Here is a 21,408-nt window from a genome sequence, read left to right on the forward strand (position 1 = left end):
CCTCGGTCGAAATGGCAGGCTTATCCGGCTTTTTTGCGGGAACGGGTTTTCTTCACCGGCGTGATGTTCTTCACTTCGCTCTCTACCCAGCCATCGTTCAGACGGGTAGTGAGAACGTCTCCCTCGCGCACCTGTTTCGTTTGTTTCAGCACCTTGCCGTCGCTGGCGGAAGTGACGCTATAGCCGCGGGCCAGCGTCGCCAGCGGGCTGACGGCTTCCAGGTGCGTGACCATATTACCGAAGCGTTCACGTTGCTCGCCAAGACGCGCGCGGATGTTTTCCGCCAGCCGGTATTCCAGCTGTTGAATACGGCTCTGGGCGCGGTGAATTCGCGGCTGTGGGTTTTGTTGATTCAGGCGCTGCGCGGCGCGCTGCTGGCGCTGGTCGGCGCGCTTTATTTGCGTCTCAAGAGCGAAACGCATGCGCTGACGCAATCTTTCAAGCTCCGTTTGCTGACGGGCCAGCCGCAGCTGAGGATGCTGCTGCTGCAGGCGGTGAAAAACCTGGGTAAAGCGACGATGGCGGTTGGCAAGGAAGTAGTCCATCGCCATTTCAAGGCGCTGCTGCCCGGACTGGAGCTGGCGCAGCAGCTCCTGCTGGTTGCGGCTGACCATTTCCGCCGCCGCGGAAGGCGTAGGGGCGCGCAGGTCGGCGACAAAATCGGCGATAGTGACGTCAGTCTCATGGCCTACGGCGCTGACGATGGCAATAGGGCTGGCAAAAATCGCCCGCGCCACTCGCTCATCGTTAAAGCTCCATAAATCTTCCAGCGAACCGCCGCCGCGCCCGACAATCAGCACGTCGCACTCCTGGCGCGCGTTGGCCAGCTCAATCGCGCGAACGATCTGCCCCGGCGCATCTTCCCCCTGGACGGCGGTCGGGTAAATAATCACCGGCAGGGAAGGATCGCGGCGCTTGAGCACGTGTAAAATATCGTGCAGCGCAGCACCGGTTTTAGAGGTGATGACGCCGACGCAGTGCGCGGGAGAGGGGAGCGTTTTTTTATGCTGCTGATCGAACAAGCCTTCCGCCGCCAGCGCGGTCTTGAGCTGTTCATACTTCTGCTGAAGCAGACCTTCGCCCGCAGGCTGCATGCTTTCCACGATGATCTGATAATCGCCGCGCGGCTCGTACAGCGTGATATTGGCGCGGACCAGCACCTGCTGCCCGTGCTGCGGACGGAACGTCACGCGGCGGTTGCTGTTGCGGAACATCGCGCAGCGCACCTGGGCGTTATCGTCTTTTAGGGTGAAGTACCAGTGGCCGGAAGAGGGCTGGCTGAAATTGGAAATCTCGCCGCTGATCCATACCTGACCCATTTCACGTTCGAGCAGCAGTCGAACCGACTGATTGAGGCGGCTAACCGTGTAAATTGAGGGGGATTGAGATGGCAACATGTGAGCAAGATCAAATTCTAAATCAGCAGGTTATTCAGTCGATAGTAACCTGCTGGGAGGGGATCGCAAGTATTATTTGCAAAAAAGGGTAGATGCAATCGGTTACGCTCTGTATAATGCCACGGCAATATTTATCCACCCTGGTCGAGATATTGCCCATGCTACGTATCGCTAAAGAAGCCCTGACGTTTGACGACGTCCTCCTCGTTCCCGCTCATTCAACCGTTCTGCCAAATACCGCCGATCTCAGCACTCAGCTGACGAAAACCATTCGTCTGAATATTCCAATGCTCTCTGCTGCAATGGATACCGTGACGGAAGCGCGTCTGGCAATTGCCCTGGCACAGGAAGGCGGCATCGGCTTTATTCATAAAAACATGTCCATCGAACGCCAGGCGGAAGAAGTTAAGCGCGTGAAGAAGCATGAGTCCGGCGTGGTTACCGACCCGCAGACCGTCCTGCCGACCACCACTCTGCGCGAAGTGAAAGAGCTGACTGAACGCAACGGTTTTGCTGGCTATCCGGTGGTGACCGAAGACAACGAGCTGGTCGGCATCATCACCGGTCGCGACGTGCGTTTCGTCACCGACCTGAATCAGCCGGTGAGCGTTTATATGACGCCGAAAGAGCGTCTGGTGACCGTTCGCGAAGGCGAAAGCCGCGAAGTGGTTTTTGCCAAAATGCATGAAAAACGCGTTGAGAAAGCGCTGGTTGTTGATGACAGCTTCCATCTTCTCGGCATGATCACTGTTAAAGATTTCCAGAAAGCGGAGCGTAAACCAAACGCCTGTAAAGATGAGCAGGGTCGCCTGCGCGTCGGTGCGGCGGTGGGTGCGGGCGCCGGTAACGAAGAGCGCGTGGATGCGCTGGTTGCCGCGGGCGTAGATATTCTGCTGATCGACTCCTCTCACGGCCACTCTGAAGGCGTATTGCAGCGTATCCGCGATACCCGTGCGAAATATCCTGACCTGCAAATCATCGGCGGCAACGTGGCGACCGGCGCGGGCGCACGTGCGCTGGCGGAAGCCGGCTGCAGCGCGGTGAAAGTGGGTATCGGTCCTGGCTCCATCTGTACGACTCGTATCGTGACCGGCGTGGGCGTTCCGCAGATCACCGCCGTTTCTGACGCGGTTGAAGCGCTGGAAGGCACCGGTATCCCGGTTATCGCCGACGGCGGTATTCGTTTCTCCGGCGATATCGCGAAAGCGATTGCCGCAGGCGCAGCCGCCGTCATGGTTGGCTCAATGCTGGCCGGTACCGAAGAGTCCCCGGGTGAAATCGAACTCTATCAGGGCCGTTCGTACAAATCTTACCGTGGTATGGGTTCCCTTGGCGCGATGTCTAAAGGTTCCTCCGATCGCTACTTCCAGACCGATAACGCCGCCGACAAACTGGTACCGGAAGGTATCGAAGGCCGCGTCGCCTATAAAGGCCGCCTGAAAGAGATCATTCACCAGCAGATGGGCGGCCTGCGCTCCTGTATGGGCCTGACCGGTTGTGGTACCATCGACACCCTGCGGACCAAAGCGGAATTCGTGCGCATCAGCGGCGCGGGTATCCAGGAGAGCCACGTTCACGACGTGACTATCACCAAGGAATCCCCGAACTACCGCATGGGCTCCTGATTTTCATCGCCCGGCCACGCGCCGGGCGATTTATTTAACCTGTATCACTTGCCTCGGAATTATCGTCAATGACGGATAACATTCATAAACATCGTATTCTTATCCTGGACTTCGGTTCTCAGTACACCCAGCTGGTTGCGCGTCGCGTTCGTGAATTAGGTGTCTACTGTGAACTGTGGGCATGGGACGTGACTGAAGCTCAAATTCGTGAGTTTAATCCTAACGGCATTATTCTTTCCGGCGGTCCGGAAAGCACCACCGAAGATAACAGCCCGCGCGCGCCGCAGTATGTCTTTGAAGCCGGCGTGCCGGTATTCGGCGTATGCTACGGCATGCAGACCATGGCGATGCAGCTGGGTGGCCACGTTGAAGCCTCTAATGAACGTGAGTTTGGCTATGCGCAGGTTGAAGTGCAGACCAATAGCGCCCTGATTCACGGTATCGAAGATGCGCTGAGCGCGGATGGTAAGCCGATGCTGGACGTCTGGATGAGCCACGGCGACAAAGTCACCGCCATCCCGTCTGACTTCGTCACCGTTGCCAGCACCGAAACCTGCCCGTTCGCCATTATGGCTAACGAAGAGAAGCGCTTCTACGGCGTACAGTTCCACCCGGAAGTCACCCACACCCGTCAGGGTCTGCGCATGCTGGAGCGTTTCGTACGCGATATCTGCCAGTGTGAAGCGCTGTGGACCCCGGCTAAAATTATCGACGATGCCATCGAGCGCATTCGTCAGCAGGTTGGCGACGATAAAGTGATCCTCGGCCTGTCCGGCGGCGTGGATTCCTCCGTGACCGCCATGCTGCTGCACCGCGCCATCGGTAAAAACCTGACCTGCGTCTTTGTGGATAACGGTCTGCTGCGTCTGAATGAAGCCCAGCAGGTTATGGATATGTTTGGCGATCGCTTCGGCCTGAACATCGTTCACGTCGAAGGCGAGGCGCGTTTCCTGGCTGCGCTGGCGGGCGAAAACGATCCGGAAGCGAAGCGTAAAATCATCGGCCGCGTGTTCGTTGAAGTGTTTGACGAAGAAGCGCTGAAGCTGGAAGACGTGAAATGGCTGGCGCAAGGGACCATCTACCCTGACGTCATCGAGTCCGCTGCTTCCGCAACCGGTAAAGCGCACGTCATCAAATCTCACCACAACGTGGGCGGCCTGCCGAAAGAGATGAAGATGGGCCTCGTTGAACCGCTGCGCGAGCTGTTCAAAGATGAAGTGCGTAAGATTGGCCTCGAACTGGGTCTGCCGTACGATATGCTGTACCGCCACCCGTTCCCGGGGCCGGGTCTGGGCGTGCGCGTGCTGGGCGAAGTGAAGAAAGAGTACTGCGACCTGCTGCGCCGCGCGGACGCAATCTTCATTGAAGAGCTGCACAAAGCCGACCTGTACAACAAAGTGAGCCAGGCGTTCACCGTGTTCCTGCCGGTCCGTTCCGTCGGCGTCATGGGCGATGGCCGTAAGTACGACTGGGTCGTTTCCCTGCGTGCGGTTGAAACCATCGACTTTATGACCGCTCACTGGGCGCATCTGCCGTACGATTTCCTCGGCCGCGTATCCAACCGTATCATCAATGAAGTCAACGGTATTTCCCGCGTGGTGTACGACATCAGCGGTAAGCCGCCGGCGACTATTGAGTGGGAATAAACTTTATTCTTTGCGTTAATTGAATAAAAAAATAATGCCATTAATGATTGACGTCATTAATGGCATTTTTCTTAACAAGATCGCCGAATTACGGCATTCCCTGAGACGATGAATACCGATACACCGGGTTTCTACTGTCAACCCCGTTCTTCAATCGCCGCTGGCGTATTCTCCCGCTGACACCATGCAATGGCCATCGCCAGAGCTGCCACCACCAGGGCCAGCGCGGCGGAAACCGCTAAACTGCCCCTTATCCCGAGATGATCATTCAGCCACGCGTAGGCAAACGGCGAGGCGGCGGCCAGCAACTGCGCGGGAATCAACAGAATACCGGTTCGTCGGGCATAATCCTCGGCGGCAAAAAGCTGCAGCGGCAGAGTAGCTTTAAATACGGTCGTCAGGCCGTTGATCGCGCCGTAACCCAGCACAAATCCGCCGGCCGCCCACGACAGATATGGCCCGCTCAGGCCGAGCGCAAAGCAGAGCGGCATCAACAGGGTGGTCAGTATCGTTAGCCGCAACGGCGTAAGGACAGAACCGGATGCCACTTCGAGAAAGCGCGCGCCGGTTTGCCCAATCCCCCACAGCATTCCCACCGCGACAGGAAGCCCGACGCTGGCGATATACTCGGGGAGATGCGTCGAGGTACCGTTGGAAACAAAGGTTACCAGCGCAATCAGCGACGCGTACAGGAGGGCAGGGCGTTTATCGCGGTGGGAGAGCCGCTGGCGTTGCATTATCCGTTTCGGTGACGGCAGTCTGTGATTTGGCATTTTCCACAGCAGCATCGCGCTAAGCAGGCCAAACAGGGCATAAATCAGCAGCGCATGCCGCCAGTCCATCTGCGTCAACAACCCGGCGCCGAGCGGCCAGAACAGAGCCGAAGCCAGGCCGCCGGCCAGCGTCACGCGCGAGATAGTTAATCTGGCGCTTTGCCCATAGATATTCACCAGCGCGGCGAACAGCGCGTCGTAGAGCGCCAGACGCATCCCGGCGCCGGTCAGAACCCAGGCGGCGAACCAGCCCGGCAGACTCTGGACGTAAGCCATTACCAGGCAGCCCGCTGAAATCATTAGCGTACCCGTGACCACCACCCGTTGGCCCCCAAAGCGGGCCAGTAGCCGGGCGACAAACGGGGAGAGCATCGCCATCATCAGCATGGCGATAGTCAGGCCAAAGTAGATTTCCGTTGCGGCCCAGCCGGTCTCCTGAGCAATAGCTCTGGCGAAAGTGCCGGGCATATAAAATGAGATTCCCCAGTTTATTAGCTGGTTGCACCCGGCGGCAAGCGTGACAGCGCCCGGCGCGGAGAGTGGTTTTGCAGATGTTTTCATGATCGTCCATTTTGTTACGCTGTTGTCGGCAGCATACCCTGCACGCTATTGTGGAGGCAGGCCGGTCCATTTATGACCCTTATAAGAGAAACTTTGTGATGATGACGCTCAATCTGGGAAATCTGGCGACGTTCCGCCTGGTGGTACAGCGCGGAAGCTTTTCCGCCGCAGCTGACCTGCTGGGGCTGTCGCAGCCTGCGGTAAGTCTGCAGGTACGTCAGCTGGAACAATTTCTCCAAACCAGACTGCTTGAGCGAACAGGACGAGGCATCAAAGCGACGGCGGCCGGCATCGCCCTGCTGGCGCACAGCGAGCGGATTGAACTGGCGGTGGGCGCGGCAGTGCAATCGGTTAGCGAATTCAATCGAGAAATCAGCGGCTCGATAACGTTGGGTACCGGGGCGACCGCCTGTATCCACCTGTTACCGCCGCTGCTGCAGAAGCTGCATCAGGATCACCCTCTGCTGACGGTGAGGGTCACGGTTGGCAATACCCTGGAAGTGGTTCGGGCTATCGAGGAGAACCGGCTTGATCTGGGCCTTTGTACGCTTCCGGCGAACGGACGCAGCCTGGCGGTGACGCCAGTTTTAGATGAAGAGTTTGTCGGTATTTTTAGCGATGCTCAGGACGACCTGCCCTCGCCGCTGACGCCAGAGGTTCTGCAATCATTGCCGCTAATTGCTTTTGAAGCGGGGAGCGGAACCCGGGATCTGATTGACGGCTGGTTTCGCCATAATGGACTGATGGTCGTGCCAGTCATGCAGTTAGGCAGCATTGAGGCGATTAAGCGCATGGTGCGAGCGGGGCTGGGATACAGCATCGTGCCGCGTATGGCGGTAGAGGATCCGCAGGATCGCGTCGGCCTGAACGTGCAATCGTTGACTCCGCGCCTGTATCGGCAGTTAGGCATCGTCATGCGGCAGGATAAAATCATCAGCAAAGGCATCGCTGAAGTGCTGCGTTTGCTCTCTCAGGCCGGTTGCTGAACAGCGTACCGCGCTTATTTTTGTACCGGCGTTTTTAGCGGATCTGAAGGTTCAGCGGTGATAGTGGATTGCTGCGATTGCTTTTTGTCCTGATGATGGTACCAGGCACCGATGGAGGAGTAGACAAAGCGTCCAAAGAAGAAGATAAAGCTGATAAGCAGTACGATACGGGTCATGCGACGGTTAAATCGATGTCGTTTACGCATACTGGGTGCCTGACTCACAAAAGGTTCCTTAAAGTATACCCAAAGGATGGGCGATGTGCGTATTAAGGCACAGTAACGCGGAAGGGTCAATTGATGAGGATGTAAAAATCCCAGGGGTAAAACATTAATTAATGTTATATAAGATAATCCTCGTATTTACATGCTTTCTGCTTATCGCAAATTGATGTTAAAAAAAAGACATTATTAATATTAGCGACGTGATTTTTTGATTTATATCAATCGTCTATTCTCACCGACAACTAAAATCACCAGCCAGTTCCGCGTTGTTATTCCTTGCGCGATTATGACGGTTGGTTGGATGCCTGCCTGAATATACCCTGCAGGATTTAGGGTTATCCGTAGAGCATCTATGAACATTATTAAACTTTACAGACGATATCGGGATAAATGGTGGTCGCTGCCGCTCATCTTACCCATCCTTTTACTCCCCCTGGCAAGATGGGCGAACACCGTTGCTGTACTGAATGGTAATGAAGTTTATCTTTACTATTTACCTCTGGCGTTAGTGCTGAGCCTGATGCTGTTTTTCGGCTGGGCTGCTTTACCGGGGATCGTTGTCGGTTTGCTGCTTTCCATTACGCGCGGCATGGCGCTGGAAGATTCCATCGGCGTGATTTTCCATTTTCTTATTCCGACCGTCCTTTGCTGGGGCGGGTATCGCGTTTTTGTCCCGCGAAGACAGCAAATCTCGCATGGCAATGTGCGACTGATGCCTCAGCGATTGTTCTGGCAAATGTTGCTGCCATCACTGATCTTTCTTATCCTTTCCCAGCTCGCCGAGTATTTGGGGATCCATCCTCGCGCGACCGGGTTGATCGGGGTCAACCCCTTAAGTTTGCGTTCGCTTATCACCTTTCAGGCCCTGATGGCCGGATGCCTGACCGGCGTGCCGCTATGCTACTTTCTGATTCGAATTATCCGCAACCCGCTCTATATTCGGGGTTTTGTTTCTCAGATTCGCCTGCAGATCGATCCGAAAATAAAGTACTTTGAGTTTATTTTATGGGCGGTAGTGCTGTTAATTTTATTAGTTTTGCTATTAATGCCGCTAAGTAGTACGAGCACTATTTTTAGTACAAATTATACCTTGTCCTTGCTTATGCCGGTGATGCTGTGGGGGGCGATGCGTTTTGGCTATCGCTTCATTTCATTGGTCTGGTCCCCTATATTAATTGTTATTATCCACTTTCATTATCAATATCTCCCGCATTCACCGATTTACAGTAATCAGCTGGCTATTATCTCCTCAAGCTATCTGGTGTTTTCATTTATTATCGCCTATATGGCGATGCTGGCGACGCAGCAGAGAATTTTTTATGCGCGGATGCGGCGGATGGCCTTCATTGATCCGGTTGTACGCTTGCCCAATATCCGCGCGCTGAGCCGGGCGTTAAATAAATCCTCCTGGTCAGTACTGTGCTTCTTACGCATTCCCGAGCTGGAAATATTGGGCCGCCATTACGGCGTTCTGTTGCGCATTCAGTACAAGCAGCTGCTGGCCGAGTCGCTTGGCGATCTATTGCAGCCCGGGGAGGATATCTATCAGATGGCCGGGCACGAGCTGGTTATCCATCTGCACAGTGAAGACCATCAGCAGCGAGTCCCCCTGCTGTTTGACCATCTCAAAAAGTTTCGCTTTGTCTGGAACGGTATGCCGCTGCAGCCGCCCGTGGGATTCAGCTATTGCAACGTTCGCTCTCCGGTGATGCATCTGCATTTACTGCTTGGAGAACTCAGCGGCGCGGCTGACCTTTCCCTGGCGACCGGAAGTCCTGAAAATTTACAGCGTCGCGGCGCCATTAATACGCAGCAGGAGCTGAAAGACAAAGTCATGATAATGAATCAGCTGGTGAAGGCGCTGGAGCACGATCGCTTCGTTCTGATGGCACAACCGATCGTCGGCATCCGGGGGGATAGCTATCATGAAGTTCTGCTGAGAATGCTGAACGACAACGATGAAATCATCATGCCGGATGTCTTTTTACCGGTGGCGCACGAGTTTGGACTGTCGGCGCGTATCGATAGCTGGGTCCTCGAACATACGCTGATCTTTATGGACAAGCGGCGCAAAAAGCTTCCTGGAATGCGCCTGGCGATAAATATCTCGCCGTTTTCAGTGAGTAACAGTTATTTTCATCAGCAGGTAAAAACGCTGCTGGAGCATTATGACATTGAGCCCTGGCAGATTATTTTTGAGCTGACGGAGAACCATTCACTGACCAATCCCGAGCAGGCGCGGAAAACCCTGGCGCAGCTTCAGGACCTGGGCTGTCGGGTAGCGATTGATGACTTTGGCACCGGCTATGCCAGCTACGCGCGGCTGAAAACGATGAATGCGGATCTGCTGAAAATCGACGGTAGTTTTATTCGTAATCTGGTGACCAGCAGTCTGGACTATCAGGCCGTTGCCTCTATTTGCCTTCTGGCGAGGATGAAAAATATGCAGGTGGTGGCCGAATATGTCGAAACGCCCGAGATTCGGCAGGCTGTGGTTTCGCTGGGGATTGATTATATGCAGGGCTATGATATCGGCAAACCGGCCCCGCTTGAGGCGCTGGTTGAGGATTGATAAGCGAATGGGCCGGACGTCCGGCCCATATGCGCGAAACTAGCTTGCCGCGTCAGGCTTCTCTTCTTCGCTGATTTTCAGCCACCAGTCAGGTACCCCTTCCCAGTATTCCTGCTCTTTTTCCAGATCGAGCAGCACCAGCGCATTCTGGCTAAACCAGTCGTGCGGGAAGGTTAGCGTCCAGTGGTTTGCCTCGGTTTTCAGCGTAAGGCTCGGCGGCGTTGTCGTTGCCTGACGCTGGTTATTCAGCAGCACGCCAAGGCGCAGCAGCTGAATTAACGGCAGAAACTGCTTCTTCTTGAACAGCGTGAAACGCGGTAAATCATCCAGCTTAATCGCTTTACGGTGATAGCGAACTAAGGTGGCCATCAGCATCTGCTGTTCCTGATTAAAGCCCGGCAGATCGCTGTTTTGCAGGATATAAGCCGAATGACGGTGCATGCCGCTGTGGTTAATATTCAAGCCGACTTCATGCAGCATGGTCGCCCATTTCAGCAGCGCCGCCAGATGGGGGTTCGCGAGCTTGGGATTCTGCTCCTGCCATTGCTCATAAATATGCGTGGTGGTCTCCAGCACCCGACGCGCCTGCTCGCGATCGATATTGTACTGGTTCGCCAGGCTCTGCGCGGTGCGGCTACGGATATCCTGGTGACGGAAACGTCCTTCCATCTCGTACAGTACGCCTTCGCGCAGCGCGCCGTCGGACAAGCGCAGCTCTTTAATCGCCAGCGCGTCAAACACCCCGCACAGGATAGCCAGACCGGGCGCAAAAACGGCTTTCCGATCTTCAGACAGCCCGGGCAGGCTTAGCGAGTCGAAGTTTTTATACTTCAGCAGCTCTTCGACCAGCATCTCGAGGCGCTCGGGAGTGATGAAGCCGTCTTTCTCGCCCATGGCCACCAGCACTTCGTGAGCGGCTTTAATGGTGCCCGACGCGCCCAGGGCGACGTTCCACCCCTGGATGCGGAACTGCCAGGCCAGAGTTTCCAGCTTCTGCACGGCGGAAAGACGCGCGCGCTGGAAATTCTCTTTGTTGATGACGCCGCCAGCAAAGTAGGCCTGAGAGAAGCTCACGCAGCCCATACGGCGGCTTTCCACCAGGCGAGGCTCGAAATCCTCGCCTATAACCAGCTCGGTAGAGCCGCCGCCGATATCGATGACCAGCTTACGGCCTCGCTCCGGCTGCGTGTGCTCCACGCCCATAAAAATCAGACGCGCTTCTTCGTTGCCGGGAATGATTTCGATCGGGTAGGGGATGACCTGCTCCGCGCGTTTGAGGAAATCTGCGGCGTTTGTCGCCTGGCGCAGCGTGTGCGTGCCGACGATACAGACGCTTGATGGGTCAAAACCCTGCAGGCGCTCGGCGAACAGCGACAGGCAGTTCAGCCCGCGCGCAATAGCCTCTTCGCTCAGTACAGAGTTTTCATCCAGGCCGTCGGCCAGATGTACGCGCTGCTTCAGACGACCGATGATCTGCATTGCCCCGTCAACGACACGGGCGATCACCATATGAAAACTGTTCGAACCGAGGTCGACCGCAGCGAACTCCTGCGGCCGAGGGGCATTTTCGTTTATTGGCATAGGTTAATCGGGCTGTTCAAGTGATTTGAGGTAGTCGTATATCGCCATCTGTGCGCGCACTTTGCGGCGATTGCCGCGCGGCACGTAGCGATTACTCAGTTCTTTATCAAGATAGCGTGCTTTCACCGTATCGTTGAAGAGCAGATCGAAAATATCCAGCACCCGCTGTTTCAGGCGCGGATCCAGCAGCGGCGCGGCCACTTCGATACGATAGTCAATATTGCGCGTCATCCAGTCCGCGGACGATAGCCAAACCTGCTTATCGCCGCCGTTTTCAAAGCAATAAACGCGGTCATGCTCAAGGAAACGGTCAACAATGCTGGTCACGCGAATGTTTTCGCTGATTCCTTCCAGACCGGGGATCAGCGAGCACATACCGCGAATAAGCAAATTAACCGGCACGCCGGAGCTGGAAGCGGCGTAGAGACGGTCTACCAGCCCCTTATCGACCAGGTTGTTCAGCTTCAGCATGATGCCCGACGGCTGGCCATTTTGCGCGTTGGCGATTTCACGATCGATCATCTCATAAAGCAGGCGACGCGAGTTTTGCGGCGACACCAGCAGATAATCGAAGCTGACCGGGCGGTAGGGGTTTTCGATAAAGTTAAATACCCGGCGGACTTCATTGGTGATGCGCGCATCGGCGGTCAGCAGCGAGTAGTCGGTGTAAAGACGCGCGGTTTTTTCGTTGAAGTTGCCGGTGCCGATATGCGCATAGCGCACGACTTCATCGCCCTCTTTGCGCGAAACCAGGAACAGCTTGGCGTGGATCTTGAGGCCCGGCGCGGAGAAGATAACGTGCACGCCGGCTTCGGTCAGGCGTTTAGCCCAATGAATATTGGCTTCTTCATCGAAACGCGCCTGCAGCTCCACGACCACCGTCACTTTCTTACCGTTGTGGGCGGCGTGAATCATCGAGTCGATAATCCGTGAATCTTTCGCGACGCGATAGATGTTGATTTTGATAGCCAGCACGCTTGGGTCGAAAGAGGCCTGGCGCAGCAGCTCAAGGACGTGTTCAAACGTATGGTACGGGTAGTAAAGCAGCACGTCGCGTTCGCGGATTGCGTCAAAGCCGTTGCGGAATTTATCAAACCACAGATGACGCAGACGCGGCATCGGTTTGTTAACCAGATTGGCTTTGCCGACGTTCGGGAAGCCGATAAAGTCTTTAAAGTTGTGGTAACGACCGCCCGGCAGCATTGAATCGTAGTTGGAGATGGAGAGCTTATCGCGCAGCATTTCGACCATCGCGTCGGGCATATCGCGCTGATAAACGAAGCGCACCGGCTCGGCGGTCAGGCGCTGTTTCAGGCTGGAGGACATCAGCTCCATCAGGCTCGATTCCATCTCGTGCACCAGATCGTATTCGGCGTCACGGGTCATTTTCATCGAGTAGGCGTTCAGCGCGTCGTAATCAAAAAAGCCCTTGAAGATATCATCCAGGCAGTAGCGCAGGATGTTATCTAACAGAATCATCGGCTTGCGGCGGCGAGGCGCTTCCGGCGGCAGGTTCACAAAACGCGGCACCTTGTCTGACGGAATTTCAAGCAGCGCGTAATTGATGGTATCCCCGCGAATAATCTCGACGGCCAGGTAGGTGTAATCATCCTTCAGGAACTGCACCAGATCCGTTTCGCGGTTAATCAGGATTGGCGTGATGTGCTGACGAAGATACAGCTTGAAGTAGTTACGCAGCCAGGACTGCTGGTTGACGGAGAGCTGGCGTTCGTTGATCAGGAAAATCTGGTTACGCGCCATTTCCAGCAGCAGCTCGTTGTATAAGCCGTCAAACTCCTGATCGGCCTTGAGCACGCGGGCCTGAATTTTGCCCAGCAGATGGCGAGAGTGTGCGGTACTGCCTTGTTCTTCGCTGATGATGATGCGGCGCTTCAGCTCGGCAAAGCGCACTTTATAAAATTCATCGAGGTTATTGGAGTAAATCCCTAAAAAGCGCATGCGCTCGATCAGCGGGTTGCTTTTGTCCGCCGCTTCCTGAAGTACGCGCTCGTTAAAGGATAACCAGCTGAGTTCTTTTTCGATGTATAGCTTTTCCTGGCCCATTACAGCTCACACTCCGGTAGATGTATGTTGCTTTTTCATTATGGCGAGCTTTGCCACTGAATGTCCAATTATGTCAAAGAAGTATGACTGTTTTCTTTCAGTATATAGCGAAGAAAAACAGACGATTTTCACGACTTACGTTATGTTCAAGGCAAGGTGAGATTCAGGAGCAAAACCATGTGGGAGACGCGGGCGTTAGAACTGAATAATCAGGATATATGGAACTGGTCATCGGTATGCAATCTGGTCAGGTATGCCTCTCAGCATGGCTTTAATACTATCGTGGTGGGGCAGGCAGATCTCTTCGGTAAGCTGGTGTCCCCGAAGGGATATACGCCTTTTCACTATAACGATAGCGTTTCCAGCCAGCAGAGAGCGCGCTGTATCTACCTTAATCGTCTCGCCATGTATTGCCGTGAGCAGGGGCTGCGATTTTATTTACAGGCAAAAGAGCTGGGTTTCCCAACGGAATTGCTGTTGTCGCATAAGTATCTACTGGATAACCAGCAAGGGATCCTTTTTGATGTGGATTTCTGGAGCCGCTGGCTGACAGACAAAATTCGCGGCGTTTGTCAGGGAATTCCAGCTTTAACAGGGTTAATTATTGCGCTTTCCAGCACCGATGGTTTATTGCCGATTACGCGCCCTAAATGGGATATAAACGCCAGGGATGAACCTGAAAATACCCGGCAACCGTCGCAAAGCTTTGTGCTCTATCGCCGTTGTTTTCAAGCGCTCAGCCAGGTGGTTACCGCACAAAATAAACATCTGGTTTTGCGGGTTTTCCCTGCAAGTAATGATGATCTTGGTACCGTTCTCGATGCTATCGAGCCGCTTCCGCCAACCGTTTCGGTATCGATCAAGTTAACGCCAGAACGTTTCTGGCCAGCATTTCCAAATAATCCCGCACTGCTTCAGGTCACTATGCGAGACGTCTGGGTTGATATTGATTTAGCAGGCGAAGAGGTGGGCTGGGGCGTTATGCCTTTCTTGCGCATTGATGAGTTAAAAGGCCGACTGCTGTGGTGCCAAAGCGCGAATCCCAGAATCACCGGTGCGATATGCAAAACCAGTTGGGAGAGCGTTGATAACCACTGGATACCGGAAACGTTAAGCGAATGCAATCTGTTTGCCTGTAGCCAGCTGTTAGGTCATGGTGCGGGAAAGACCCAGGAGCAGCTGTTGGATCTCTGGCTGGCTGAGCGTTACGGCTGGTGCCCCGATGTTACAGTCGCCCGCCGTTTTCAGCAGCTACTTGAGCAGGCAACGGAGGTGCTTTACCAGGCGATTTATGTTCGCGATCACGTTTTTCACCGCCATAGTCAGCTACCGGAAAGCTATGGTCAGGCAGTATGGAGTTTGTACAGCCAGCTGGCGCGTAATCACTGGCTGCCGGGGTCGGCCCAGGATATCCACTTCACGCGTGACGATCCGCAAATATCGATGGAAAACCTCACGCGAATTGCGCAAGAGAAGGATGAGGTAGCGGCAGATGCCCTGAAGCTATGCGCGCAGGCGCTGGAGTTTGCCGAGAATGCCGCGTTTCCCACGGCGCTCTATCGGCTCTGGCAGAATGAATGGCGGGGGCTCGCACTCTACTGTCAGCTGTTCACGCATGCACAGAAAGCTTTTTTTACGCTGCATTTTGCTCGTGAGGTGGAGAATAGCTGGAGTATGAGAGAAATCTGCCATATCAACGTGCAGGCGTTGTATCAGGGGGCATCCGAAATGGAGATGCTTTGCCAGCAGATGAACGAAGCATCGCCTGGGTTTTATATCATGTTCGATGCGGGTCGGGTTCGTAGCCTGGCTGATAGCCTGAGTAGCGAACTATCGGCACTCAGGCATTAGGTATTAACGCGTGCGGTATAAAGCCTCGACCAGGCTGAGCATCGCCAGCGCCTGGCCATATGGCATCGCAGTTAGGGGGATTCGTCGGTAATGGTCAAGGTCGTGTCCCATTGCCGTGCCAAATGAAACCTGGGTTAACTCTCCCTCCGGCGAGATATGCTCAATAATGCCTGCGATTGCTCGTTCGGCAACGGGTAGATAGCTGTCGTCCAGGTAGCCGAGACGTATCGCTTTCAGGATACCGGCTGCAAATCCCCCTGTTGCTGAGGCTTCAGCGTAGCTTGTTGCATCATCTAATAGCGTCGGCCATAGCCCGTTTTCACATTGACAGCGGGCGAGGGCGGATACCTGGCCCTGCAGGATGTTACAGAGCTGGCGATAGAAGGCGTCATGCTCATCAAGATTGAGCATTTCCAGTAGTTCAGGAATCGCCAGTGTTATCCAGCTATTGCCACGAGCCCATCGGGCACCGGCAAAATGATGCCTGCCGTCGAAATTCCAGCCGTGAAACCATAAACCACTTTTTCTATCCGTAAGGTAGTGAATGTGCTGTAGAAATTGAAATTTTGCTTCTTCTACCCAGTAAGGTTTTTGCAATAAAAGCCCAATCCTGGCCAGAGGCAGGACCGCCATCATCAAGGTGTCATCCCAGATTTGCTGATAATGCGCGTTTTCGTAGGTGACATGCTGCATGCAGCCTTCATCAGTGCGCGGAATCTGACGATAAAGCGCATCTCCCCACACTTCCAGATACGCGCGCCATTCGTGACGAGCGTCCTGCTGGTAGCGACTGGCAAGCGTCAAAAAAGGGATCGCGGTATTAATATTCTTCTCCGGCGTTCCTTCGGCGAAACGGGCGCTGAACCAGTCGTCAATAATCTGCCTGGCGCGAGATGAGCCGGTAAGTTCATGGTAGCGGTAGAGACCAAACAAGCCGATACCATGTGTCCATTCCCATCCAGCCCAGCCTTTTGTATCAATCACGCGCCCGTCAGGCAGGCGCTGCAGGAATTGACCATTGTCATCCTGAATTGCGGTGAGGCTATCGATCAGTTTTTCGATAAGACGGATGATTTCAGGATGGCTTATTTTCTGCGACATAGTGATTCCTTTGCGCTGTCGTTTCAGCTGTATGCTGCCAGTGGGTATTCATATGCGGATGCCCGGTAAGTAACTCTACGGTTTGTCGTACCTGTGTTGATGCATCTTCGGGTTTACCGCCAGACCGCAGACGCTCTAGCTCGAAGGTAAGCGTCTTATGACACTCCTGGCTTAGACGAAAGCGAAACGCGCCGTACATCGCCAGCAGAGTGAGTAAACCCGGTCCGATAAGGAATACCCACCAGATGCCGTTTAGCGCGGCGGCATCTTGCGACTCTGCGCCTTTGGTAAAGCCAAACGCCTCCAGCGCCAGTCCAACAATAAACAGGGCGAGGGCCTGGGAAAATTTGCGCGTTAGCATCATGACGCCCGCGTAAATGCCTTCACGTCTGACGCCGGTATAAGCTTCATCCACATCAGGTAAAAAGTTGTAGACGTTCCATGGGATAAGATAGGTTCCGCCGCGTGCGATGCCCATCACGATGGCCCCGCCGAATAAGAACCCTGATAAATGGCTAATGGAGGCGGAAAGCTGGCTGAACCACAGTAGAGCGCACATAATCAGTGCAATTGCCAGTTTGTAGGCGTTGCCGTTGCCGATGCGAATACAAAGCCAGGTAAAGAAAGGGATGGCAAAAAATTGAAATAGCGTCATCAGGCTCATTGCCTGGGAAGCTAAGGATGCGCCGACCTGAAGTACATATGTAAGATAGTGCATAAACAGCGAGCCGAAAATATCCAGGGCGACGGCTCCGCCAACGTACATCATGATGTGAATGCGAAAAGTACGTAAACGGAAAGTTGAAGCCATTTCTCGATACAGCGAAATAATTGTTTTCCCCATCCCGCGCTGAGTCGAAGGCGGCGGGAGATTCTCCCGTTCCCAGGTTCCCCGCCAAACGAAGATCCACGGTAGGGCGAAGAGTACGGAAAAGACCAGGCCGATATATAAAAATGCCTGCGATTTATCGGCGACGTGCGCCAAAATTTGTCCTGGGATAAGTGCAGATAAAAACGCTGTCGCCTGGGCAAATAGCATCCGCGCGCCAGACATTTTTGAACGCAGATCGTAACGCGAGGTCATCTCCGCAGGCAGCGTATCGTAGGGCACCATCAAGAGGGTAAAAACGGTGCTGAATAACAAATAAGTACCAAGATACCAGGAATAGCCAAAACCGCTTACCCACATCAGGGCAAAGCAAAAGGAGAGCGGCGCGCCGATAATAAAGAATATTCGGCGTCGCCCCCAGCGCGTGCGAATATTGTCGGTGATATAACCCATGATCGGGTCGGTGATGCCATCCCAAATTTTGGCGATCGCAAAGATGGATGCGGCGGCGGCGGGAGAAAGGCCCGCCACTTCAATATAAAAATAAAGCAGCCAAAGCCCGGTGATCGTCATTGCCCCGCTGCCGAAGATATCGCCCATCCCCCAGCAGAGAATATTGCGTGTTTTTACTTCCCGTGGTGCCGTTACTGTCCTCGTCATTTTTCCTGTCTCTTCTGTCAGTAAAGAGGAAGTAGCACAGTAAAAGAGGTGAAAATTTTGCGGAATCGTCATTAAGGCGCTTTTGTTAAGAACTGAGAGCGGGGCGGAGAAAGCGGATTAAATGAAATAAATAGCGTGATATGGCCGGCAGTATTAGGACGGGCGAAAAAATGAAATGTGATAGCCATCGCTATTTCTGCGGAAGGAGCGAGAAGAAATGTGTCCGAAATCACAGATGCACTGCGGGAAAAAAGGACGTTGTGAGAACGGCGACAGATTACTTATGTCGATGCTGTTTTGCCCTACGGCGATCGATAATGACTGTGTTCAGATAGCATTTCCATTTCATCTCAGGAAATCCTATGAACATTTTTCTTTCAAACTGGCATCCGCACGCAGATGGTATTACTCGCGACACTGAGATTTTTCAAAAAGCGCTGGATACCTTATCGCAAGCGGGCGGCGGTACGCTGGTGGTGGAAAGTGGAAAATATTACCTTGGCGGGTTACGCATGGGGTCAAACACCTGCCTGTGGTTGTCACCCGGTGCAGAACTCATCGTCAGCGATAATTATGCTGACTTCACCCAGGCGGTGGCCTTAAGCCGCGCAGAGTGCTCAGACCGGGCTTTCCTCTATGCCCAGGATGCCGAAAATATCTCGATTTGTGGGGGCGGTACTATTTACGGTAATGCCGATGGTTGGTTCTCCTCATCGGTTGATGATATGGGCTATCGCACGCCCGCCGAACAGCGGCCGCGCATGATTCTTCTGGAAAATTGCCAGCGGGTCAGGCTGGAAAATATCTGTATACACCATGCGCCGATGTGGACAATTCATCTTGTTTCATGTTCACAGGTGGTGATTGATGGCATTACCGTCGATAACGATCTGACAATGGCAAATACTGATGCGCTGGATATCGATAGCTGTCAGCAGGTACACGTTGCTAATAGTTTTTTTAGTGCGGCGGACGATGCAATTTGTCTGAAAACCACCGATAAACCGGCGGCTATCCAACGTCCTCTACGTCAGGTGACGATCGTCAATTGTACCCTGCGCTCAAAAAGCTGCGCTTTTAAAATCGGCACGGAAACCTGGCAAGATATTGAAGATATTGTGGTCAGCAACTGCACTATCTATGATTCGAATCGCGGTATCGGCCTGATTTCACGAGATGGCGGCCGGCTACGAAGAATGCTCTTTACCAGCATGACTTTTGAGTGTGTGGCGGCGCCAGCCTGTCACTGGGGGGAGGCGGACCCGATTTTCCTCTCCGCGCGCCGCAGGAATCCGCAGATCGAGCCCGGTGAGATTACGCAAATCCAGTTTCGTGGGCTTTGCGGAGAATGTGAAGGCGCCATCAATATGCACAGTGAAACCCCTTCCATGATCAACCGAATACGACTCGAGAGTATTCAGCTTACCCAGCGACTGCATTGCCACGGTTGGCAGGGGAATTATGATATTCGTCCGCCGTGTAATCCTCTTTCGCCAACGGGAATGGGTATCGATAACGCCTGGTGCCTCAACCCAGAAACGGGAAAGGCCTGGGGAGTCGAACCCTATCCCGGAGGGCTACCCGTCCTGTTTGCGCAGGGGGTTTCCGATTTAGTCATCACAGAACTTGATTGGCAGCGTCCAGTTCCCCTACCGGCAGGCTGGAATACGCAAGCGCTGTGTCTGGAAAAATGCGAGCGGTCATCCGTGCGGGAAACCTGAGCTAATGAAAAACGCCTCCAGCGGACGCCAGAGGCGGGGAAGTTTACTCTTCTGCCGCATATCCCTGCGGTGGAAGAGGAACATTATCAAGCCAGGCTTCGTTTCCTTCCGCGCGCAGGCGGCCGTCGACAAACCAGCTGATAGCCAGGGGATAGATATCGTGCTCCTGCGCCTGTACGCGGGCGGTAATGTCGTCCTCGGTATCTTCAGCGAAAACCGGTACCTTTGCCTGCAGAACCACCGGACCTCCGTCCAGCTCATCGGTCACAAAATGCACCGACGTCCCGTGCTCCTCATCGCCATTTTCCAGCGCCTGACGATGGGTGTGCAGCCCCGGATATTTTGGCAGCAGGGAAGGGTGGATATTCAGCATGCGCCCCTGGTAGTGGGCGACAAAAGCCGGGCTAAGAATACGCATGTAGCCGGCGAGAACCACCAGATCCGGCGCGTAAGCATCGATCTCGTGCATCAGCTCGCGGTCGAAAGCTTCTCGGTTGGCAAACTGGCTGGCGGCGAGCGCGTGAGCCGGAATATTGGCCGCGCGCGCGCGCTCAAGGCCGAACGCGTCGGCCTTGTTGCTGAAGACTGCACGCAGGGTGCCGTTGATTTTTTTCCGGGCGCAGGCGTCAATAATCGCCTGCAGGTTGCTACCGTTACCGGAAATCAGCACCACGATGTTTTTCATTCAATGACCACACGCTGTTCGGAATCAGAGGCTTTGATATACCCTATTTTCCACGCGCTTTCACCTTTGTCGTTCAGGAAGGCAATGGCTTTATCCGCCTCTTCCGCCGGCAGCGCGATGACCATGCCGACGCCGCAGTTAAAGGTGCGATACATTTCGTGGCTGCTAACGTTACCCGCGGTTTGCAGCCAGTTGAACACGTCCGGCCACTGCCAGGAGGATTCATCAATGACCGCCTGGGTGTTGTCCGGCAGCACGCGCGGGATGTTTTCCCAGAAGCCGCCGCCGGTCAGGTGGGCGATGGCGTGCACGTCAACGTTGGCGATCAGGTCGAGTACGGATTTCACATAAATGCGGGTCGGCGCCAGCAGATGGTCGGCCAGCGGCTTACCGTTGAGATCGGTGGTTTGCGGGTCAACGCCGCTGACTTCGATAATTTTGCGCACCAGAGAGTAGCCGTTAGAGTGCGGGCCGCTGGAAGCCAGCGCCACCAGCACGTCGCCATCGGCCACTTTGCTGCCGTCGATAATTTCTGATTTTTCTACTACCCCAACGCAGAAACCGGCCACGTCATAATCTTCGCCGTGGTACATGCCCGGCATTTCCGCCGTCTCGCCGCCCACCAGCGCGCAGCCTGACTGCAGACAACCTTCGGCAATGCCGCTGATTACGCTCGACGCAGTATCGACATCCAGTTTGCCGGTCGCGTAGTAATCAAGGAAGAACAGCGGCTCTGCGCCCTGAACCACGAGGTCGTTTACGCACATAGCGACCAGGTCGATACCGATAGTGTCGTGACGCTTGAGGTCCATCGCCAGACGCAGCTTGGTGCCGACGCCGTCGGTGCCGGAGACCAGAACCGGTTCGCGATACTTCTGCGGCAGCGCGCACAGCGCGCCGAATCCGCCCAGTCCACCCATCACTTCCGGGCGGCGGGTTTTCTTCACCACGCCCTTAATACGGTCGACGAGAGCGTTGCCTGCATCAATATCCACGCCGGCATCTTTATAGCTGAGAGAGGTTTTATCGGTCACTGCGAAGTCTCCACGCGTTTGCGGTAGCAATAAAAAACGGCGCAATTCTAACAGGGATAGCAAACGTTTGCGAGCCTGCTTTGCAGCCGATGCAAAAC

General features: G+C 54.5%; 14 protein-coding genes and 1 pseudogene. 6 read left to right on the plus strand and 9 right to left on the minus strand.

Annotated features, from left to right (window positions below; translation table 11 throughout):
- Positions 1–13: 13 nt before the first annotated feature.
- A pseudogene (gene xseA / locus ABLU67_RS11685) lies at positions 14–1,397 on the minus strand (exodeoxyribonuclease VII large subunit); the annotation flags it as partial.
- A gap of 158 nt (positions 1,398–1,555) precedes the next feature.
- Here xseA and guaB point away from each other — a divergent pair.
- A complete protein-coding gene (guaB, locus tag ABLU67_RS11690; RefSeq protein ID WP_014230355.1) occupies positions 1,556–3,022 on the plus strand; it encodes an IMP dehydrogenase in 1,467 nt (488 codons plus the stop codon).
- 68 nt (positions 3,023–3,090) lie between these two features.
- Positions 3,091–4,668, plus strand: coding sequence for a glutamine-hydrolyzing GMP synthase (gene guaA, locus ABLU67_RS11695; RefSeq protein WP_200914030.1), 1,578 nt, complete (start codon positions 3,091–3,093; stop codon positions 4,666–4,668).
- Between the two features lie 137 nt (positions 4,669–4,805).
- Here guaA and ABLU67_RS11700 read toward each other — a convergent pair whose 3' ends face one another.
- Positions 4,806–6,002 (minus strand): MFS transporter, encoded by a 1,197-nt coding sequence (locus ABLU67_RS11700; protein WP_025106609.1) that lies wholly within the window; start codon positions 6,000–6,002, stop codon positions 4,806–4,808.
- A gap of 98 nt (positions 6,003–6,100) precedes the next feature.
- Between ABLU67_RS11700 and ABLU67_RS11705 the strand changes: the two genes are divergently transcribed.
- Positions 6,101–6,988 (plus strand): LysR family transcriptional regulator, encoded by an 888-nt coding sequence (locus ABLU67_RS11705; protein ID WP_014230353.1) that lies wholly within the window; start codon positions 6,101–6,103, stop codon positions 6,986–6,988.
- A 14-nt stretch (positions 6,989–7,002) separates the two neighbouring features.
- Here ABLU67_RS11705 and ABLU67_RS11710 read toward each other — a convergent pair whose 3' ends face one another.
- Positions 7,003–7,194, minus strand: coding sequence for a YfgG family protein (locus ABLU67_RS11710; protein WP_048260607.1), 192 nt, complete (start codon positions 7,192–7,194; stop codon positions 7,003–7,005).
- Positions 7,195–7,564: 370 nt separating this feature from the next.
- On the opposite strand from ABLU67_RS11710, the gene ABLU67_RS11715 reads away from it, so the two are divergent.
- A complete protein-coding gene (locus ABLU67_RS11715) occupies positions 7,565–9,784 on the plus strand; it encodes an EAL domain-containing protein (RefSeq protein ID WP_025106610.1) in 2,220 nt (739 codons plus the stop codon).
- A gap of 39 nt (positions 9,785–9,823) precedes the next feature.
- Here ABLU67_RS11715 and ppx read toward each other — a convergent pair whose 3' ends face one another.
- Positions 9,824–11,365, minus strand: a complete 1,542-nt coding sequence (gene ppx, locus ABLU67_RS11720) for an exopolyphosphatase (RefSeq protein ID WP_064358819.1) — start codon at positions 11,363–11,365, stop codon at positions 9,824–9,826.
- 3 nt (positions 11,366–11,368) lie between these two features.
- Complete coding sequence (gene ppk1 / locus ABLU67_RS11725) at positions 11,369–13,429, minus strand: polyphosphate kinase 1 (RefSeq protein WP_004123499.1); 2,061 nt, start codon at positions 13,427–13,429, stop codon at positions 11,369–11,371.
- A 177-nt stretch (positions 13,430–13,606) separates the two neighbouring features.
- On the opposite strand from ppk1, the gene ABLU67_RS11730 reads away from it, so the two are divergent.
- Positions 13,607–15,280 (plus strand): hypothetical protein, encoded by a 1,674-nt coding sequence (locus ABLU67_RS11730; RefSeq protein WP_348852304.1) that lies wholly within the window; start codon positions 13,607–13,609, stop codon positions 15,278–15,280.
- 3 nt (positions 15,281–15,283) lie between these two features.
- Here the strand turns inward: ABLU67_RS11730 and ABLU67_RS11735 are convergent, their stop codons facing one another.
- Complete coding sequence (locus ABLU67_RS11735) at positions 15,284–16,381, minus strand: glycoside hydrolase family 88 protein (RefSeq protein ID WP_032693135.1); 1,098 nt, start codon at positions 16,379–16,381, stop codon at positions 15,284–15,286.
- Entirely contained in the window at positions 16,356–17,810 is a 1,455-nt protein-coding gene (locus tag ABLU67_RS11740; RefSeq protein WP_025106613.1) for an MFS transporter, read from the minus strand. The genes ABLU67_RS11735 and ABLU67_RS11740 overlap by 26 nt, the downstream gene beginning before the upstream one ends.
- A 422-nt stretch (positions 17,811–18,232) precedes the next feature.
- Here ABLU67_RS11740 and ABLU67_RS11745 point away from each other — a divergent pair, with 422 nt between their 5' ends.
- Entirely contained in the window at positions 18,233–19,591 is a 1,359-nt protein-coding gene (locus ABLU67_RS11745; protein WP_046878249.1) for a glycosyl hydrolase family 28 protein, read from the plus strand.
- Between the two features lie 43 nt (positions 19,592–19,634).
- On the opposite strand, the gene purN is transcribed toward ABLU67_RS11745, so the two are convergent.
- Both purN and purM read right to left on the minus strand, forming a co-directional pair.
- A complete protein-coding gene (purN, locus tag ABLU67_RS11750; RefSeq protein ID WP_004853109.1) occupies positions 19,635–20,276 on the minus strand; it encodes a phosphoribosylglycinamide formyltransferase in 642 nt (213 codons plus the stop codon).
- A complete protein-coding gene (gene purM / locus ABLU67_RS11755) occupies positions 20,273–21,310 on the minus strand; it encodes a phosphoribosylformylglycinamidine cyclo-ligase (RefSeq protein WP_046878248.1) in 1,038 nt (345 codons plus the stop codon). The genes purN and purM overlap by 4 nt, the downstream gene beginning before the upstream one ends.
- Positions 21,311–21,408 lie beyond the last annotated feature (98 nt).

This window comes from Klebsiella sp. GN_Kp190 (assembly GCF_040061795.1).
Classification (GTDB): Bacteria; Pseudomonadota; Gammaproteobacteria; order Enterobacterales; family Enterobacteriaceae; genus Klebsiella; species Klebsiella michiganensis.

What these genes read in the sequence shown, in the direction of transcription:
- guaB (WP_014230355.1), top strand. Translation starts at nt 1,556, where the DNA reads ATGCTACGTATCGCTAAAGAAGCCCTGACGTTTGACGACGTCCTCCTC.
- guaA (WP_200914030.1), top strand. Translation starts at nt 3,091, where the DNA reads ATGACGGATAACATTCATAAACATCGTATTCTTATCCTGGACTTCGGT.
- ABLU67_RS11700 (WP_025106609.1), bottom strand. Translation starts at nt 6,002, where the DNA reads ATGAAAACATCTGCAAAACCACTCTCCGCGCCGGGCGCTGTCACGCTT.
- ABLU67_RS11705 (WP_014230353.1), top strand. Translation starts at nt 6,101, where the DNA reads ATGATGACGCTCAATCTGGGAAATCTGGCGACGTTCCGCCTGGTGGTA.
- ABLU67_RS11710 (WP_048260607.1), bottom strand. Translation starts at nt 7,194, where the DNA reads ATGCGTAAACGACATCGATTTAACCGTCGCATGACCCGTATCGTACTG.
- ABLU67_RS11715 (WP_025106610.1), top strand. Translation starts at nt 7,565, where the DNA reads ATGAACATTATTAAACTTTACAGACGATATCGGGATAAATGGTGGTCG.
- ppx (WP_064358819.1), bottom strand. Translation starts at nt 11,365, where the DNA reads ATGCCAATAAACGAAAATGCCCCTCGGCCGCAGGAGTTCGCTGCGGTC.
- ppk1 (WP_004123499.1), bottom strand. Translation starts at nt 13,429, where the DNA reads ATGGGCCAGGAAAAGCTATACATCGAAAAAGAACTCAGCTGGTTATCC.
- ABLU67_RS11730 (WP_348852304.1), top strand. Translation starts at nt 13,607, where the DNA reads ATGTGGGAGACGCGGGCGTTAGAACTGAATAATCAGGATATATGGAAC.
- ABLU67_RS11735 (WP_032693135.1), bottom strand. Translation starts at nt 16,381, where the DNA reads ATGTCGCAGAAAATAAGCCATCCTGAAATCATCCGTCTTATCGAAAAA.
- ABLU67_RS11740 (WP_025106613.1), bottom strand. Translation starts at nt 17,810, where the DNA reads ATGGGCGATATCTTCGGCAGCGGGGCAATGACGATCACCGGGCTTTGG.
- ABLU67_RS11745 (WP_046878249.1), top strand. Translation starts at nt 18,233, where the DNA reads ATGAACATTTTTCTTTCAAACTGGCATCCGCACGCAGATGGTATTACT.
- purN (WP_004853109.1), bottom strand. Translation starts at nt 20,276, where the DNA reads ATGAAAAACATCGTGGTGCTGATTTCCGGTAACGGTAGCAACCTGCAG.